This window comes from Deinococcus psychrotolerans, from assembly GCF_003860465.1.
GTDB classification, from domain to species: Bacteria; Deinococcota; Deinococci; order Deinococcales; family Deinococcaceae; genus Deinococcus; species Deinococcus psychrotolerans.
In genome coordinates this window covers 384155-401960 of record NZ_CP034184.1, presented here as the reverse complement: position 1 = coordinate 401960, position 17806 = coordinate 384155, and the positions used below count along the sequence as shown (strand labels likewise).

General features: G+C 60.1%; 15 protein-coding genes and 2 pseudogenes. 8 read left to right on the top strand and 9 right to left on the bottom strand.

What is annotated here, in order from left to right:
- The first annotated feature begins 14 nt into the window (after positions 1-14).
- The 7 genes and pseudogenes from EHF33_RS15610 to vapC all read left to right on the top strand — a co-directional run bounded on the left by EHF33_RS15610 (position 15) and on the right by vapC (position 3526).
- Positions 15-539, top strand: coding sequence for a nuclear transport factor 2 family protein (locus EHF33_RS15610; RefSeq protein WP_124873832.1), 525 nt, complete (start codon positions 15-17; stop codon positions 537-539).
- A gap of 342 nt (positions 540-881) precedes the next feature.
- Positions 882-1130, top strand: a complete 249-nt coding sequence (locus EHF33_RS15605) for a hypothetical protein (RefSeq protein ID WP_124873830.1) — start codon at positions 882-884, stop codon at positions 1128-1130.
- Positions 1127-1306: a PIN domain-containing protein gene (locus tag EHF33_RS15600; RefSeq protein WP_124873828.1), complete on the top strand. Its 180-nt coding sequence runs from the start codon at positions 1127-1129 to the stop codon at positions 1304-1306. Before EHF33_RS15605 ends, EHF33_RS15600 begins: the two co-directional genes overlap by 4 nt.
- A gap of 593 nt (positions 1307-1899) precedes the next feature.
- Positions 1900-2178 (top strand): annotated as a pseudogene (locus tag EHF33_RS15595) (DDE-type integrase/transposase/recombinase); the annotation flags it as partial.
- Positions 2179-2294: 116 nt separating this feature from the next.
- A pseudogene (locus EHF33_RS21550) lies at positions 2295-2538 on the top strand (hypothetical protein); the annotation flags it as partial.
- 329 nt (positions 2539-2867) lie between these two features.
- The gene (locus EHF33_RS15590; RefSeq protein WP_124873824.1) at positions 2868-3104 is read left to right on the top strand and encodes an antitoxin; all 237 of its coding nucleotides are present in this window, start codon (positions 2868-2870) and stop codon (positions 3102-3104) included.
- Positions 3101-3526, top strand: coding sequence for a type II toxin-antitoxin system tRNA(fMet)-specific endonuclease VapC (vapC, locus tag EHF33_RS15585; RefSeq protein ID WP_241191339.1), 426 nt, complete (start codon positions 3101-3103; stop codon positions 3524-3526). Before EHF33_RS15590 ends, vapC begins: the two co-directional genes overlap by 4 nt.
- A gap of 177 nt (positions 3527-3703) precedes the next feature.
- Here the strand turns inward: vapC and EHF33_RS15580 are convergent, their stop codons facing one another.
- Positions 3704-4441: a hypothetical protein gene (locus EHF33_RS15580; protein WP_124873822.1), complete on the bottom strand. Its 738-nt coding sequence runs from the start codon at positions 4439-4441 to the stop codon at positions 3704-3706.
- Positions 4442-4856: 415 nt separating this feature from the next.
- On the opposite strand from EHF33_RS15580, the gene EHF33_RS15575 reads away from it, so the two are divergent.
- Positions 4857-7196, top strand: a complete 2340-nt coding sequence (locus tag EHF33_RS15575; RefSeq protein WP_124873820.1) for a COG1470 family protein — start codon at positions 4857-4859, stop codon at positions 7194-7196.
- A gap of 86 nt (positions 7197-7282) precedes the next feature.
- On the opposite strand, the gene EHF33_RS15570 is transcribed toward EHF33_RS15575, so the two are convergent.
- The 8 genes from EHF33_RS15570 to EHF33_RS15535 are packed head-to-tail and all read right to left on the bottom strand — an operon-like array spanning position 7283 to position 17773.
- The gene (locus tag EHF33_RS15570) at positions 7283-8875 is read right to left on the bottom strand and encodes a hypothetical protein (protein WP_124873818.1); all 1593 of its coding nucleotides are present in this window, start codon (positions 8873-8875) and stop codon (positions 7283-7285) included.
- Entirely contained in the window at positions 8872-11235 is a 2364-nt protein-coding gene (locus EHF33_RS15565) for a prepilin-type N-terminal cleavage/methylation domain-containing protein (RefSeq protein WP_124873816.1), read from the bottom strand. Before EHF33_RS15565 ends, EHF33_RS15570 begins: the two co-directional genes overlap by 4 nt.
- 12 nt (positions 11236-11247) lie before the next feature.
- Complete coding sequence (locus tag EHF33_RS15560) at positions 11248-11628, bottom strand: prepilin-type N-terminal cleavage/methylation domain-containing protein (protein ID WP_124873814.1); 381 nt, start codon at positions 11626-11628, stop codon at positions 11248-11250.
- Positions 11624-12166, bottom strand: a complete 543-nt coding sequence (locus EHF33_RS15555; protein WP_124873812.1) for a prepilin-type N-terminal cleavage/methylation domain-containing protein — start codon at positions 12164-12166, stop codon at positions 11624-11626. The genes EHF33_RS15560 and EHF33_RS15555 overlap by 5 nt, the downstream gene beginning before the upstream one ends.
- 9 nt (positions 12167-12175) lie before the next feature.
- Complete coding sequence (locus EHF33_RS21545) at positions 12176-12580, bottom strand: prepilin-type N-terminal cleavage/methylation domain-containing protein (protein ID WP_124873810.1); 405 nt, start codon at positions 12578-12580, stop codon at positions 12176-12178.
- Complete coding sequence (locus tag EHF33_RS15545) at positions 12577-13791, bottom strand: type II secretion system F family protein (RefSeq protein WP_124873808.1); 1215 nt, start codon at positions 13789-13791, stop codon at positions 12577-12579. The genes EHF33_RS21545 and EHF33_RS15545 overlap by 4 nt, the downstream gene beginning before the upstream one ends.
- Entirely contained in the window at positions 13791-14990 is a 1200-nt protein-coding gene (locus EHF33_RS15540; RefSeq protein WP_124873806.1) for a hypothetical protein, read from the bottom strand. Before EHF33_RS15540 ends, EHF33_RS15545 begins: the two co-directional genes overlap by 1 nt.
- Positions 14987-17773 (bottom strand): type II secretion system protein GspD, encoded by a 2787-nt coding sequence (locus EHF33_RS15535; protein WP_124873804.1) that lies wholly within the window; start codon positions 17771-17773, stop codon positions 14987-14989. The genes EHF33_RS15540 and EHF33_RS15535 overlap by 4 nt, the downstream gene beginning before the upstream one ends.
- Positions 17774-17806: the final 33 nt, after the last annotated feature.

The window sequence follows — 17806 nt, the reverse complement described above, 5'->3', positions numbered from 1 at the left end:
CCAAGGAGAACACCATGTCCACCCTGCGCACCCTGACCGCTCTCGTCGCCCTGACCGTCCCTGGCCTGTCGCTGGCTCTTCCTTATCCGACTGGGTCTACACTTCCAGTTGCCACCAGTCGCCCGGTGCCCCCAATTGTCCAGCAGTGGGCAGACGCCTGGAACAAAGCCGACGCGGCGGGCATGGCAAGGTTGTTTACCGAGGACGGCGTGTATCAGGATTTTGCCTTCCAGGCCAAAAACACCGGGAAAGACGGTATCGCTGGCTGGGTAACGCTGACCCTGAAAAGCATTCCCGATGCCCACGCGGTCTTGCTGGACGCCTTTCAGATTGGCGACCGTGCCGCCGTCCAGTGGGTATTTAGCGGCACGCCCGTCGGCTTCGGTGATCTCGGCGGAAAATCGTTCTCGGTACCAGTCAGCTCCGTCTTTGAACTCAGAGACGGAAAGATCGAGCAGGTCATTGATTACTACAACCGTGCCGACCTGTTTCACCAGCTCGGCTTGCCTTCCGACAACTGGGCCGCTCCCAAACCGTAAAACGCTGTAAACAGACGTTGCGGCATTGAGTAACTCAACATCGTCTAGATTCGCTCAGCGTGGTCAGCCACCTGAGCGTGGTCTGGTTCAAGGTTTGATGCGTGCATATGTTGGATGTTTCGGCACCAGCTGCATTTCCACCTCATCTCCGCTCAGCTCGCTGCAACCCTGCAGCGCAGGCCCACTGACCACGTTCTTCACTCGAGCTAAGGCAGCAGCACTGGCGTGTGCAGAGAGCCTGGGAGCAGCTATTGGGCCTGCGGTGCGGGGGAGAAGAGCGAATGAATGGACGTACGGGTCTGGATCACGGCACAGACCCGAGAAACAGGCAACACTCTGTCTATGACCAAGATCTGGAGCCTAGAGGATGCACAGACGTACTTTGAGCAGCTAATCAAGGCGGCCCATGACGAGCCGCGGCTCATCACTCAGTGCGGCACGCCGCTGGTCACGGTTCAGCGGGCCCCCATTGCCCACCCCGCACCGCACAACGCCCTGGAGGCCATCACAGGCAGCTTCGACTGGAGCGACCTGCCGGACGAGGATCTCTTTGAGCTCCACCCCAGCCCAGGACGCACGCTAGACCTGTGAATCCACCAGCGGCGCGGGTGTTGCTCGATATCAACGTGATCAGCGAGCCAACCCGCTCACGACCCAGCCCAGCAGTTCTGGCTTACCTGGCCTCACTCCCAGCAGACGCCTCGTACCTCAGCCTGATCACCCTGGGCGAGATCGAAACCGGGATAGTGCTCGCCAAAGATCCCTGACGCGCGATCAAGCTCAGGCGCTGGCTGGACGTCCAGAGCAAGCCCGTTTACGCTGGCCGCATCTTGGCACTGGACGACACGGTAATCCAGTGCTGGGTCGATTTCATGGCTCTGCTTGCTGTGCGTGCGCGTCAGACTAGACCGGTTCTTACTGCCTGAACTACAGCCCAGTAGGGACCGCTTTCGAGCAACACCCCGAATTCCGGCTGCTGACGTGTCTGAAAGATCTCTTAGCTTGGCTTGTTCCACCCGCTCTGATCGCCTCCATGCTGCTCTCGCTGATGCAGCGCCGCTGGAGTGTTTGGCAAATCGTCGCCCTGGTTTTGCTGCTGTTGTTGATCAGTCATAGCGTGAGGATGGGCCTGCGGAAGTAATCCAACTCCTCCACAACGCACTGTGGAGGTTGTTCTGAGGCAAAGGATGGTTCTTAACTTTAACTGTTTGCTGCCTGCGCCAGAGCTTTCAATCGGGTCCTGTAACTGTACCTGTGGGGTTGTGTTGCCTTAACAGGTCTGGGGTAGGCTGATCCGCCGTGACTGACCTTGAGCCCTACCGCCGCCGATTCCCCATGACCATCATTCAGCACGCTGTCCGTCGATGAAATGTGCACGACTGTCGATGGTGTCAGGCACTGGTTGTGGCGAGCTGTCGACGAGCACGGCTTCGTGCTCAATATCCTGCTCCAACGGTATCGAGATATCGAGGCTGCAAAGACCCTTTCGAAGCGACTCTTGGCTGAATACGACGTCCCAGAGGTCATTCACGCCGACCAACTTCGCAGCTACGGAGCCGCGATCCGCGAGCTTCCCAGCTTAGATGGGGTCGACCACCAGCAGGTGATCTCGACCGCTCGGTGCAACAACATTGTCGAGCAGCGGGCAGGCGTCCATCCGGGCGTATCGTCATGAACGGAGCGGCCAGGCCCCATACGGGTGCCGTTCTGGACAAGAACACCCGTGTGGGGCCATTCCTGCCGTTCTGCCCAAGACAGTCCCACCGAGCTACACGACGTCAGGAACGAGGCCAATTGGGATTTCGACAGGTCAAACGAACCCAAGGATTTCTCGACCTGCACGCGAGCATCAGCGGGCAAGTGTCGTCATCGGCGCTGTTCCACCCAAGACACCAATCTTCACGGCTCTACCCGCTCGACCATCCCCGCTCACGACCGACGCTCTTTGCTAAGAACCGCACTGCGAAGCTGGAAGGCCGTCATGCAGCGGGTAGCCTGAACTTCAGGCCACCTGCTGCCGCTGCTCCTCGGGTTTACCTTGTCAGCAACAACTTGCCAGAACCCTTCCGGGACAGTTGTTTGATTCCACTTGGATGCTCTCGCGGGATGGCAGGGTGAACCAAGGCTACAGCGCATTGGAGACGGATACCGCAGTACGAGTTTTCGCTGGATGGCGGGGTGAGCTGGTTCGTGGCCGAGTGCCAGAAGTAGCCTTGAGCGCCGCGTTTGGCCCCACTGATTGGCGGGGCCTTTTTGTGCAGTGTGCAAGCTTTTGTGCTTGGCATTCACCGATTTGTATATACTGAAGTGTATCTACGGAGGTGGAGTGTGACCACGGCAAAAGTGTTTCAGAGCGGCAATTCCCAGGCCATACGTCTCCCACGCGAATTGAGGCTGGATGTCAGCGAGGTTGAAGTGATCCGGCACGGCGAGACCCTGATTATCAGGCCGATTCACCCGAAAATGACGCTGGCTGGGGCCTTCGACGCTCTGGTCTGTATCGGCGACGATTTCCTGCCCGCTGGACGCCAACAGGACATGGCACAGGAGCGGGAAGCCTTTTGAGTCTGCCCCTGCGTTTTTTGCTTGATACCAACATCTGTATCTTCATTATCAAACACAAACCCGCCGTTGTGCGCGAACGATTCGCGGCACTCACTCCCGGCGAAGTCGGCCTCAGCGCCGTGACAGAAGCAGAATTGCTTCATGGGGTTTACAAGAGTGCGCGTGTTGAACACAATTTGGCGGCGGTGTTGGCCTTCGCTTCCCAACTGGTGATGTTGCCGTTCGATTCGCAGGTGACTGAGACTTACGGACGGATTCGGGCTGAGCTGGAGCAGGCAGGGCGACCCATCGGCCCGCTGGACTTTCAGATTGCGGCGACGGCACTTGCTTATGACCTGACCCTGGTGACGAACAATACCCGCGAGTTCAGACGGGTTGCGGGTTTAAACGTCGAGGACTGGTTGAACTCGCCTTCATCTTGATCTGAAGTCGTGTATCTCTGGAGAGTTGCCGTCCTGCTTGCCCTCGAGTGATGCTGGATTTATCGCAGACGCCGGTCATTGGACAGTTCCTTCAGCTCGAACCAGTGGCGCGGCGTCGCTGAGGCTACTGTCAAGATTTTACGCGCCATTGAGCCAGCCGGAATGCCAGGTATTCGCCTATCTCCCACTGATGATCAACCTCCGACATACCAGCAGCCGTTCGTTGCTCTCGCCCATCTCGTACCCATCTGGGTGCTCGATGTCACTGCGGGCTGTGCCCACCCGGATGACCCGGCACAGCGCGTTGTAGAGCTTGACCACATCCCCGACCACCAGTGGAAGCACAACTGGCTTCTTTTCCTTCGGTGCGCGTGGCACCGGCTCTTTGGCCAGTTCGACGTCTTCGTTCTGGCGTATTAGGTGGGTAAAGAAGCCACCGGGATTGCTGATGATGGTGTGCTGCGTCAAGCGTTTCATGTCTCTCAGCCGCTGGGTGACCAGTTCAATCGGGTTGCGGTACTTGACCACGGCCTTGATCGCTGTTGTCGGACTGACCCGCGCAGCCACCGCCGCCGCGACGACTGGGTGTAACTCTTCCGGCAAGAAGGTTTTAGCAGCTATCCGTTCCACAGCTGGGAGGGCCAAATCGTTGCTGTCCGCATGTCGTTGTTTTTTTGGTTCTTTCACTACCGTCAAATACATGTGGACACCATCCGGGACAGCGACGACAGGCAACGCTGAGATAACCCGTCTCAGCGTCCGGCCATTCATGGCAGGCAGGGCTTGATACGCCCCGCAGCGGTCGATGCCAAATAGACCGAGGGTGACCTGGGCGATGTCGTAGGCGTTGGCGCAGAATTTGACTTGTTCGAGGGCTTGGGCAAAACGAATGTCGGGCGTGACTTCGGTGCTCACGGTAAGTCGCCGGGCAGGGGTCTCGGGTCTGCCAGATCCCGCTCCGGACGGTTGACCGGAGACGCCCGCACGGGTAGATTGAGGCGTAGGCGAAAGCCTCCTGCTCTGGGCAGACAGGAACTTTTTTGAGTTTTCTAGCACGGCACCCTCTGCGAACAACGGTCTTGAGAATCGCGCGGGGGGTGTTCCTATTGATCAGATGCTCAGTTGACCTCTGGGTTAAGTGCAACGTAACAGGATTTTGACCGGGGGTTGGATGTCCCGCTGGTGTGGTGGGTGTGTTTGTTGGGTTTTCGGCGTAAGTACCATCATCATGTTCTTTATCGTGGTGGGGAGTTGACGTGAGGGCGTGTTCTGAGTATTGTGCAGCATCTCAGGATTACGCCCACAGCGAAATAAATACTCGGAGCTACGCATGAAACTAATCAATTCCTTGCCGTTCATCCTGATCACCACTCTCCTCCTCGCCGCCTGCGGTGCAACCATCCCGACCACCAAGCCACCCGCCACCGTCACTGCACCGACCATCAGCGCCACGCCCACCGCTCTAAACGTGCCGACGGGTCAGCAGCAAACGGCCAGTCTGAGCGTCACGAATACCACCGGCGTCACCGTGAGCGCCGCCCCTACTGGTGGCCTGAGCGCAACGATCAGCGGCAACAGCTTGATCGTGACCAACACCGCTGCGGCCCAGGGCAGCTATCCACTGACCTTGACGGCTACTGGCCCTAGCGGTACGGCGAAGACCACCGTGACGGTGACGGTTCCAGCGGTGAGCGTGCCGATCGCGGGGGATTTCAGCTTCAACCTCGACCCGAGTGAACTGAACTTGACGGCTGGGCAGTCTGCGGTTGTCTCTGCCCTTGTGACGCCGAGCGGAGGTTTCACGGGTGACGTGACGTACAGCGTGAGTGGCGCACCCGCTGGGCTGACGGCGACGGTGCGGAGTGCGAAGTTGAGCTTCACGAACGTCAGTGCGGCCACGGGGACTTCGACGGTCACGGTGACAGCAACGAGCGGCACGCTGATCCATACGGCGCTGCTGCGCGTCACGACGCAGGCGGCTCCTCCCTTGCCGCCCGGCACGCCAGATTTTTCTCTGAGTGCGACGCCAAGTAGTCTTTCCCTGGCGACGGGTGCTCAGAGCACGGTGACGTTGAGTACGAGCGCGGTGAATAACTTCAGTGCTTCTTTGACGTATAGCGTGGATGGGGCACCCGCTGGGTTGAGCGCGACGATCAGTGGGACAACGTTGACGGTGAAGAATACGGGGGCTGCGCCGGGGAGTTATCCGTTGAGTGTCACGGCGTCTGGGGGTGGGGTGACGCATGGGACGACGGTGCTGGTGACGGTGCCGGGAGTTCCAACTTCGACACCTGATTTCACGGTGAGCCTGACGCCGAATGCGTTGACGCTCGCTCAAGGGCAGTCGGCCACGTCGAGTGCGAGCGCGTTACCAACCAATAGCTTTGCGGGTAATGTGAGTTATAGCGTGAGCGGTGCGCCTGCGGGCCTCCAGGCGGCCTTCAACGGCGCGACCCTCACGGTAACCAATGCCAGTGCCGCCGCAGGCTCCTATAGCCTTACAGTGACCGGCACTAGCGGTACGCTGACCCATACCACCACCCTGAGTGTGCTCGTAACAGCGGGCAACCCACAGCCACCAGCGGGCAAATTCTATTTATCGGACGATAATAGTCAAAAGGTTTTGCCTGAAAATGGCAGCATCAGTATTCAGTTATACTATCTTGACCAAATCAAAAATAAAGTTGACCTGACGCGGCCTTACACAGGTGCATTGGATTTGATGCACCAAGATGAATTACTTGCTCAGGGTATTACGATCAGTCAACAAGCAGGCAAAGTGATTTTGACTGATAACGGAAACACTCAGCCCAACACTTACAGCATTAAAGTCAAAATAGCAGGTGCGCCTGCGGATGAAGTCTTAGATTTTGGCGTGGATTTCATCGCTACCAATTCTGCCCATGTACTCAAATCCGCAGGCGTGGCCCTCGACACGACGGGTCAGTCCTTCGCCAGTTATACGGTAGACGGCAATAACATTGGCTCTATCGACGCACTGCCGCAGTATTTGCCCTTTCAAGGTCAAAACGGTGCTAACCCTGTTGATATCACGTACAACCGTCCTGGCCCCAGAAACCGTTCAGTGACGGTGACATTCGGATTTGGCTTCGCGGGATTTGACACTCCCCCATTGCCTTTTGAGCTGCTCATCAGTTACAAAGACGGCACGACAAGTCGCATCCCCGTCACTTTGCAGTATCAGGGTAGCGGCCACGTACCCATCCACCGTTACCTTGATGTCATTCACTCGCGTACTGCTCAGGAGCAAGCGGGACTCGACGAAATCAACCGCATTCGGGCCTCTGGCAACTGCAATGGTCAGAAGTATCCGATCCTGCCCCCCATAGCCACCAATGCGAATTTAGACAACGGCAATCGTGAATACGCTGCCTATATCTCTCAAACCTCGGCAACCAGTTTTAGTCGGAATGACTTGCGGCTCTACGCCATGCTCAACGGCTACGTGGACGACTTTTTCAGCTTTGGGTTGATGCAATATGTCTACGGCACCAATACCCCCAGTTTGGCGGATGGCCGCACGGCTGCGGGCCAATTGAACTGCGAGCAGTTCATGGTGAACACGTCCAATCTGATTGGTTCGTTCGTCTATGTACCGTATGGCAGCGCAGATGGGTTCTGGAGTTGGACAGTCGAACAAGTCCGCTGAGCAGTTACCAATGCCAGCAAAAGAGGCCCAGCTTAAAGCTGGGCCTCTTTCTCTTTGCCTGTATGGGTGCGGCTGGCTACTGCGCCCTAGAACTGCGAATCGGCGTTGAGCATTCCGTCGGTCTCTAACCGGATAGTCGGGGGCGTCATCCCCATCGGCAGCAGCGGAAAGGCGGGTGGATTCAGGCCGCGTGCGTCTTGAGCCAGGTGCATCCGCACGTCCGGCGTGAAGCTATGCGCGGCCACGCTTCCCACCCACTTGACGAATTTCAGGTTGGCGGCTTGAATGCTGACGCTGCCTGACGGCGCAAGGAGGCTGGCTTGCAGATTCAGCTCGGTTTCATCTGCGGCGCTGCTCAGATCAATGTTGCCGCCCAAAGAAGCCAGTCCGAGCAGATCGGGCGTGATCCCATTGCACGTTGCGGGCGTCAGGCTGCCATCGTCGTTGCGAACGGTAAACGTCGAACACAGTGGCTGTAGCGCATTCAAGCTGCTTGTGACGGTCACCGTCCCGGTGGCGGCCACGGTCAGGGCATTTTGAAAGGCGGGGCCGTTGGGCGTCAGGGCACGGACCGACACGTCACCATTGACCAGCAGTAAACCCGAAGCTGAGTCGCTGAGCTGCGTCCAGGCTTGTTGCATCGGATCAGTGGGTTCTGGGGGCGTGAAGGTCAGGCCGTCTAAGGGTGGAACGGGACTTGTGAGAATGTGTTTGAACAGGAGATGCTTAGGGCCGTACCAGTACCGGTCACAGGCCGATGCCGTGCAGGCATACACAATGGTTCCCCGTTGGGGTGAGGGGGCCAAGACCAGTTCCTGAATGCCGTTGAGCGTGATGTCGGGGCTATCCGTCAAGGTTGGAATGATGAGTCTCGGCGCACTCAGACTCAGTCCTGCGTTGAACTTGGGGCAATCACCACTGAGCTGTTCACACGGGAAGGCCACGCTCGGCGCGAATCTGGTGGGTGTCAGGAGGGTGTCGCCAAGCAGCAGACTGGGTGTGGCGCTGCTGACGCCGCCTAGAAATTCACTGCGGCCCAAAGCGAATTTCAAGCTGCCGTTGATCTGCACTGGGCCGTCAAAGATGAGTTTCTCAGGAATGGGCAAGCCGAGCTGGTCACTGATCACTTGAAAGGTGGTGATAGGCAGGGCGTTGGCCGACACATTCTGGCGGTAGACCGCTTCGCCGCGAGCTTGCCGGGTGCTTTTGCCCAGGGAAGAGGACGCGGTGACATTGAGCAGCAACGGCAGGCGAACCTCCTGCACGTCATGGGTATTGATCTGACGTCTCATCACCGCGTTGGGTGATGGCGCACCGACCGCTTGCAGACCACACGAATATTGCCCTAGATACACGTTCGTCACGACAGGGCCAGATAAGCTGCACTGCGCCCAGTCCTGATCCAGCGTGCGTTGAAGCGTCTGGCTAAAGTTGCTGCTCGTGGGACTGGTGTTCGGCACGCGCAAACTCAATTCGGTGGGTAAGCGGGCGACGACATCTCGCATGGCATCGGGGGTACTCAAGATGGCCTGCACGTCGAGCTGGGCACTGACGGTGGCGTTGGTCACGACCTTGAGGTTGTAGCGAGTCATGGTCACTTCGGCGGCCAGCAGCGCCATCAGGATGACGCTGACCATCAAGACGAGCAGCAGCACGCTGCCGTCCTCGCGGCGCTTCACCACCACTTCCCGTAGCGCGCGTAGTCGCTGATGCAGTCCTGGAAGGTCGTGCCGGTTTTGGTTCTCGAACAGAAGTCGTGCTGGGTGACGGGGGACTGGACGCTGTTGTTGATGTTGTCCTTGATCGGCTGGTAGTTTTCGTAATCGACGTTCAGGCCCTGATTCTGGAGTTGCCAGAGGATACCGGTCGGGCCGTCTGAGACGCCGAACGATCCGACGTATTGCAGCAAGCTCTGATCGAAGTTGGTATGAACGACGCGGTCGTTGGGCGTGGTGATGGTGGTCTTGAGCGGGCGGTTGATTTCGTTGGTGGCGTAGAAGACGAGGTTGCCGGTGGCGCTGTCACCAACGTAAAGCGTGTCGAGATACGGCATGGGGGCGCTCTGGATGGTGTACTCGGGGCCGGTGGTGGTGAGTGAGAAGGCGGGGGTCTTTCCGATGTAGGTCACGGTGCGGTAGAGGATGGTGCCGTTGGCCGAGTCGGTGACGAGAATGGTGTACCACCCGGCAGCTACGCGCACGGCGTCGAGGTTGGACATGACATAGGCGGTCATGGGGGCAGGGGAGGGATTCTGGTGGTCTTCCAGACCGGGGCGCAAGTAAACGACGGCGGTGGGGAGGGTTCTGCCGATGGCTCCCCAGACGAGGAAACTGTCGGCACCGCCGCTGGGTGGGCCGGAGGAGGGCAGGGCATAATTGACAGTGACGAGGGTGGTCTGGCCCGGCCCGATGGGAAGGCGCGCACCGTTTTCCCCCAGATCGCTGCCGGACTTGCTTCCGAGCTGCCATGAGATCGTGGCGACGTAGCCGTTGGTCGTCTTGAAGGCGAAGAGATCGTAGTTGCCTTGCAGGATCTGGCCGATGGTGACGTCCCCGTTGGGTGAAGTGAAGTCTTTAAGGAAATAAGGGGAGCGCCCGTAAAACTGGAAGGTGGCCGATTGGTTGGCGGGCAGGCCTTGGATGTGAATGAGGGCCGTGCCGGTGGCGGGCTGCCACTGGACGTGGACGGTGGTGAGCTTGCGGGCCGTGATCGTGACGCTGATAGGCGTCGCGGTGAAGGTCTGACCGTTGACGGTGATGTCCTTGCTAAAGGAGGTGAGCGTGTACGTTCCAGGCAAGAGCTGACTGACGAGTGCTGTCAGGTAGGCTTTTTTGCCGCGTATGGTGGGAACAGCAGAGTAAAGCTTTGTTCCATCAATCTGAGCACTTCTGCCTGCGGGTAAGCCGTCTTCGATGATCTGTAAGGTGCCTGTAGCTTCCTGATAATCCACATTGATGGTGGCGTTGCTGCCGTCGCCTATTGTCGCGGGACTGCCGGTGATGTGAGGGTCATACGAGGTGCCGTTCATGTCCAGCGGTGCGGCGCTGGCGTTGTACTGTCCAGGCATCAAATCGGGGAAAAGGGACTTAGCGAAGGTGGTGATGCTCTGAGTGCTCGTGGCACCCACCACATCAACTCGCGGATTGCCAAGCGCCTTTGGATCATGTTCGAGCATGGTGTTGACTTGTAAGGTGCCTGTGCTATTGGGCGGTATTCCGGCTTTTTGTCCACAGGCCCACTGCGTTTTTCCAGCCAGGCGCACGCGAACGGAACCGGCATTGGTCACGCTCAATCCGGAGCCGAGGGCGGTGATGGCGTAATTCAAGCCGGTCATCGGCTGCGAACGGCCCGCGACCATGATGCTCGCCAGGGGCGGCTGGAAGGTGATGCCGAAGTCTCCCAGCGTCTGTCCATAGACGGGGGCGAACTGGACATTTTGAGCTTTGACGGACTCGGGATCTGAAATGCCAGCAGAGCCAGCGAAGTTGCTGAGCTTTTCCGTGCGTGAGAACACGGGTGAAGCGAAGGTGTAGCGCACGCGGGTGTAGGTGTAGGCCTGCACTTGACCGGGTAAGTTCATGGCGCATGCAAAGCTGAGGGTCTGATCTGAGCTTTGGTAACTTTTGACGGTGGAGAGCAAGTAATCGCCCGCCGTGTTGAGGAAAACGTACTCCACGCCCACGGGGTTGGTGCTGAGTATGGGCATGTTGAAGGTGTCTTGACCTTGTGTGGGCGTGCCGTCGAGCGTTTGGATGTGTTGGGGTTCGCCGAGTTGCAAGAATTCCAACTGGGTGCGGCTGGCTCTGAGTAAAATGATGGGTCGTGAGCGGTCGAAGGAGGCATTTAAGGTGCCGACCACGTTGGTCAAGACGGTATTGGTGGCTGCGGTGAGGGTGTCGGTGCGGCTGAGGGCCATGGAGCGCGGCAGGATGGTGGCCAGAGCGCTGACGATCAAGACGGTCAGGGCCAGGGTCACGAGGAGTTCAACCAAGGTGAAGCCAGCGCGGTGGTGGGCGGTGGGCGGTAGGAGATTGGGCATGCGGGTGTCTCCTTAGCGCTGTTGCATGACGAGATTCAAGGTGTTGGGATCAGGGTGAACGTCGAGGCGAGCGATGGTCAAGGTCAGTTGATTGCTTGTGGAAGAGAGGGTGTAGCCGAAACGACTCATCAAGTTGCGCTGCTCTTCACTCAGGTCGTTGAGGGCGATGATCCTGCTGACTGGTCCGCTGAGCACCTGCCCTGGTGTGGGGAGTGTGGCCGCAAAGTGCAGCGCGACGGCGCGAGCGGCGGAGACTTCTAAACTCTGTAACTGAGTGCGGGCATTGACGTTACTGAGATTGACGCTACTGATGATTACGCTTCCGACCACCAAGCCCACCAGCACCACAGCGATCAGCACTTCAATTAAAGTGAAACCCTCGTCGCGGTTAATACGTCCTCACCCCCAAGAATGGACTGACGGCCACGAAGTAGCCGGTGAGTCGGGAATAATCGTTTTCTTGACCAGCGATAAACGCATTGGGATAGGTATGGCTGATGATGTGGCCGCTTTGGTTGAACGTCACCGTGCGAACTGTGCTGTCCACATAAGCGGGCATGTTCCCGCATTGGACTTGCGAGCGGGGTGCAACATCTAACTTGTCAGGCACCTTCAGGATGGAATCCGCTACTATTTTGCTTTCTTCGTAAGTTCCCGTGACACTAGGATCTGTTGATGTGAATTGTACCCAAGAGAATTCTTTTTTACGGCAATTATAGTTGACCAGAATTTTTTCTTCTTGGGTTCTGGCCAATTGTTGAGCGTCTTCAAGGTAAGACGAGAGCTGGAAGGCGAATAAGTCAACATCGCGGTTATCGTTATGTAAATTTGGCAGGGTCAGGCTCAAGATCAGGCCGATAATGAAGATCACCACCAACAGCTCAACGATTGTGAACCCCGCGGTCAGGGGAGGGGCGAGACTCTTAGGCATAGAGACCTCCTACGGCGTTTCGCCGTTGATATAGCTGGTGTCGGCGGCGCTGGTGGCAACCTGAACCGTGCGGCCCTGCGCGTGAATGACGCACGTGACCTGTGAACTGCTCGGCGCGGGCCAGCCCAGATCGCCTGCGTGATAGCTGCTGACGGTGCCTTCTCCGACGAAGGAGGTGGGTTTAGTGCAATCGGCGTTATCGAGGGTATCGGCGGTGCGAATGGGATTCTGAGAGAGCCACTGCGTCACGGCCAGGCTGGCGATGCGCCCGTGATTCTGGGCGACGCTCCGCTGCCCCCGTTTGAGGACACCACCGTAATTGCCGATCAGGACGGCGATGAGGATGCCGATGATGGCGATGACAACCAGGATCTCAATGAGAGTAAATCCAGCGGCGGCGGTGGGGGTTTTCATTTGCTGAGTGCCGCGATCATGCTTGACAAGGGAGACATGATGGCCAAGACGATGCCGCCGACCATGACGCCGATAACGACGTACATTAGCGGCTCGATGGTCTTGGTGAGGTTCTTGGCGTCGTTTTCGACCTGGCGTTCGTAGAAATCCGCGACGCGGTCGAGCATCGGAGCGAGTTCGCCTTGCTGCTCGCCGGTGCTGACCATGCCGGTGATGGTGGCGGGGAACTGTTTGGGGTAGCGCTCCAGCACCTGGTAGAGCAGGCCGCCTTGCTCGATGTGGGCGCGGCCTTCTTGCAAGATGCGCTCCAGTACGGCGTTGCCGCTGGCTTTGGCGGCGATGTCGATGCTGTCGTTCTTGGGGATGCCGTTACTGAGCAGGGTGCTGAGGGTGCGGTTGATGCGGGAGAGCGAGCCGAGCAGAATGAGGCTGCCGACCTTGGGGATTTTCAGGAGGAACTCGTCGACTTTGCCTTTGCCGTGTTCGGTCTGATGAAATCGCCGGAAGAGAACCCCGCCGGTCAGGATGATGGCAGTGGGAAAAATGACCAGCCAGCTCCGCATGAATTCGGACGTGGCGATCAGCGCCTGGGTATAGATCGGCAGTGGGACGTTCATGCCTTCGAGCATGCTTTTGAACTGCGGGATGACGAGGATGCTCAGCACGAGGACGACGACGAGGGCCAAGATGATGGTGATGGCAGGCTGGACGAGGGCGCTCTTGACTTCCTGCTGAACTTTGACGTTGCGTTCGTACATCATGCTGAGACGATCCATAGTGCCAGCGACGGTGTCGGTACGGATGGCGGCCGTCATCAGGGCGATGAAGCTGCGATCAAAGATGAGAGGGTGTTCGTTCATGGCGCGGGTGATGAGGATGCCGCCGTCGACTTTCTGGCGCACGTCTTCGAGGGCAAGTTGGAGCTTGCGGTTGCTGGTGGTGCGGGTGAGGGCTTGGAGGGTTTCAGTTTGGGAGACGCCAGCGCGGGCCATGAGGGCGAACTGGGAGCAGAAGAGGCTCATGTCCATGCCGTTGGGACTGGGGTTTCTGAGTTGGATGTTGCCAGTGAGGGGGCTGGTGGTTTTGAGATCGATGATCCGCAGGCCGCGCCGTTTAAGGTCTTGGAGGGCGGCGGCGCGGCTGAGGGCGCTGAGTTTGCCGGTGGTGACGGCTCCAGCGTCACTCTGGGTGGTGTAAGTGAAGATGGGCACTACTGGACACTCAACGCGTCAGATTGTTGGGCGGTGGTGGCCTTGAGGGTGTAGGTGTGTCCGGCGTTGTCGGTGATGAGCCAGGTGAGTTGGACGTCGGCGCTGGTGGCGCGGTTGACGGTGATGGTGCCGATTTCGCCTTTACCTGGGGCGAGGGTGCCGGGGGTGAGGTTACCGTTGCGGCGGTCCAGGCGGGCACGGACGCCGAGGCCGTCTTGGGTGAGTCGTAGGGCGGTGGGGTTAAGGGTGTAGGTGGTGGTGCTAAGGCTGGTGAGGGTATAGCTGAAGGTGACTTTGTTGCTGTGCTGGGTGATGGTTACGCTGCCGGTGAGGTCGTCGGGGAGGCCGGGGAGGCGGGGCAGGCGGGTGGAAGACTTGACTTCGGTCGTGAGGGGGGCGGCATCCTCGCCACGTTCACGGGGAAGGGCGGCGATGAACGGGGCCTTGGGTGCATCCGGTGTGGTGGCGACAGGAGCGGCCTTGGGTGCGTCCGGCGCAGGTTTGGGGCCTGCTGGCGTCGTGCTGGCGGCAAAGGTGGCCTTTGGTGCGTCTGGCGTCGTACTGGCGACGGATAGGGCTTTCGGTGCGTCCGGTGTGGTGGCGACAGCGGCAGGCGTGGCCTTCGGCGCAAGCGATGTGGCGGTGGGTGCTGGTGTGTCCTGAACGGCCACGGCGGTCACCATTTTGGTTGGTGTTGGCTGTGGGAGGGCGGCGGTAGGTGGCTGCTTGGTGGGTAGTGGAGGTAAAGAAGCCGTTGTGTTGGTCTTGGCTTCGAGGGCGGCGATAGCCGGTGCGGGGCTTGGCGTGGGCGTGGCCGTTGTGGGGGGATTCACGCCGGGCGTCTGGATGGCGAGCAGTGAGGCAGCGAAATTCAGAGGCGTGGCACTGACGACGAGGGCCATTACACCGGGCATGACGGCGGGAATCATGTACTGCGAGTCGTTCATCCGCACGGCTCCGAAGGGCAGCGGGCTGAGACTCAGGGTGGCTTTGGGCGTGAGGGTCTGGCCGGGGGGCGAGAAGGTCAGGGGGGCGCTGCTGTAGAGCAAGACGTTCATGCCGCCGATGTTCGGAATGAGGTACTGGTTGTAGGCGAGTTGGATTGCGCCGTAAGGCAGGGGATCAAGGGAGACGAGGAGGGGTTCGGCGGCGGCACTGCTGATGGCGAGGAGCAGCATCACACTCAGGGTTTTTTTCATTTCTTGTCTCCTGCGGCGGGGATGTCGACCGTTTGCCTTCCATCACTGGGGGCGGGTTGAGCGGTGACCTGGGTGGGGGCGTCAGTGGGTTGGGTCGTGGTGGGCGATGGTGTGGGCAGTGCGGGGGTTGAGCTAGGGGTCTGAGTGACAGGCGGCGTGGGCGGGGTCTGACTGGGAGCGGCTGCGGGTACGGTGGGCGGGATAACGGTGACGGTGGGTGGGGTGAGGGTGACAGTCTGGGTGCCAGTGGGGCGGGGATCAGGGATGGGGTCGGCATTGATGACGAACAGCAGGGTGTTTTTGCTGACACTGGCGCTCTGTTTGCCGAAGAGCGCACCGAGGATGGGGATGCGGCTGAGGCCGGGCACGCCGGATTTGCTGGTGCTGTCGGTGTCGGTCACCACGCCGCCGAGCACCACGGTCTCACCAGGGCGAATCTGGACGGTAGATTTGAGGCTTTGCTTGTCTTGCTGGATGCTGTTCTGGGGGCCTGCACTCGGGGTGTTGCCGATCTGGGTGTTGAGGGTCAGGACGATGGTGCCGTCAGCGGCGAGGCGGGGCGTGACGGTGATGTTCAGCCCGTACTGGTAGGTCTGACCTGGGATCGTGGTGTTCTGCCCGTTGACGGTGGTGGTGGTGGCCGGGAAGAGGAGTTCTCCGCCGTTGGTGAAGTCGGTCTGCTGGCCGGAGAGGGCGAGGAAGTTGCTGTTGATGATGGTGCGGGCCTTGCCGGAGTTCTGAGCGGCGTTGAGGCCGACCTGGACGCTGGCGGGGGAGACGCTGGGGGCGTAGCCGACGCTGAGGGTGCCGTCCTTCTGGCCGAGGGTGACGCCCCCTAAACCCAACTGCCAGTTGATGCCGAGGTCGGAGCCGTCACTGTCGCGGAGTTGTTCGACGCGGAGTTTGACGCGCACGCTCTTGACGGGAACATCGAGGCTGCTGATGGCGGCGAGGAGTGGGGTGACGAGTCCGCGTGGGCCGCTCAGGAGCAAGCTGTTGGTGCGGGCGTCGGCGAGCACCGAGACCTTTGCGGCGGTGGCTGCCGTGGCGGGGCTGGGGGTGATCCCGGTGAGAGGCAGAAGGGCTGGCGTGGGGGTGAAGGTGCTGAGGTCTTTGGCGAGACTGACGGCGTCGCTGTAGCTGAGCGTGACGGTGCGGGTGATGGAAGTCTGGTCATCGGGGATGGCTTCAGGCTGGGCTTGGAGGTTACGGATGACGCCCGCGAGGCGGACTTGCTCCTCGGGGGCGGCGCGGACGGCGATCAGGTTGCGGCCTTCGACGGTGTCGACGCGAGACTGGGGGGATTCGCGTTTGAGGGCGGCGGCGACGTCGCTGGCTTTGCCGATGACGGGGTAGTAAACGGTGATGCGGCCCTGGTCGCGGCTCTGCTGGTCGCTGAGGATCTGGCTGGCCTGCTGCTGCTGAGCGTCGATGCCGTCGACGATGATGATGGCTTGGTCGGGGAAGGCCATGACCTTGGCATCGCCGAGGAGGGCGGTCAGGAGTTTGGCGTCGCTGTCAGGATCCGTGCTGGGGTAAGACAGGCGGTGGGTGACGAGGGGTGCCGGTGCGGGCGTGGGGGGGGGTGGTTTGGGCAGCGCGTCCAGCAGAGCGCGGGCGGCTTGCTGCTGATCCGGGGTGCCTTTGACGACCAGCGCTTGACCGACGATGGTGAGGGCGGCCCCGGTGCTGTCTTTGATGGCTTGAGCGATCTGAGCGACGTCGCCTTGCACGGGGTAGGTCTGGATGAGTGGAGCGGGCACAGTGACCGGGGTGGGTTGGAGGAGCGCCGCGAGGAAGGTTTTGATGCGGTCTTGCTGCTGGCTGGTGGCGTTGACCACGAGGGTCTGTCCGACGATGCTTGGGGTCGTGCCAGTGGCGTCTTTGACGGCCTGAGCGACTTGGGTGGTGTCGCCCTGCACGGGGTAGGTACGGGTGATGAGGGTGGACGGCACAGTGGCCGGAGTGGGTTGGGGGAGGGCAGCGAGGAGGGCTTTGACAGTGCTTTGCTGCTGCTCGGTGCCTTTGACGACGAGGGTGGAACCGACGGGGGCGATGGTCGCGCCCGTGATGTCCTTGAGGGCCGCCGTGATCTGAGCCGGGTCGCCGTTGACAGCGTAGGTGAGGTTCAGGAGCGGCGCGGCGGGCGCGGTTGGCGTGCTCTGAGGTTTGGGGAGTTGGCTAAGCAGACCGGCGGCGGCTTTGAGTTCGGTTTTGGTGCCGGAGAGGATGATGGTGCCCGTGTCGAAGAGGACGGCTTTGGCGGCGAGGATGGGGGCGAGTTTACTGAGCTGATCGGCGGTGAGGCCGGGGAGGCTGAACACCCGGGTCTGTTCGTCGCTGGTGGGGGCGGGGGCGTTGTTGACGCGGTTGATGTTGGTGGCGTCGCCGATGATGATGAGCTTGCCCCGGACGGTGGCAGCGCTTTGTGGGGCGTAGAGGTTGAGGAGGGTGGTGAGGGCGTCCCGAAGGGGCATGGCTTTGAGGCCAGTACGGAGGGTGACGGCGGGGAGGCCCTGGGTGAGGACTTGAAACCCGCTGGCTTTGGTGAGGGCGGTGAGAGCGTCGTCGAGGCGCAGGCCGCCGAAGGGGACGGTGAGCGTGACAGGGACGCTGAGGGCTCTGGTGTCGGGAAGGGTGACGCTTTGTGCGGCGGGGCCGGTGGTGGGTGCGGGCGCGGCCAGGGCGGGCAGGGTGGTCTGTGCGAAGGCGGCGCTGCTGAGAGTGACGGTGAGGATCAGGGCGGCGGTGAGCGGGGTACGGCGCATGGGGGTTCCTTTCATAGCTTCATGGTGGTGGGGGTCAAGGGTGGTCGC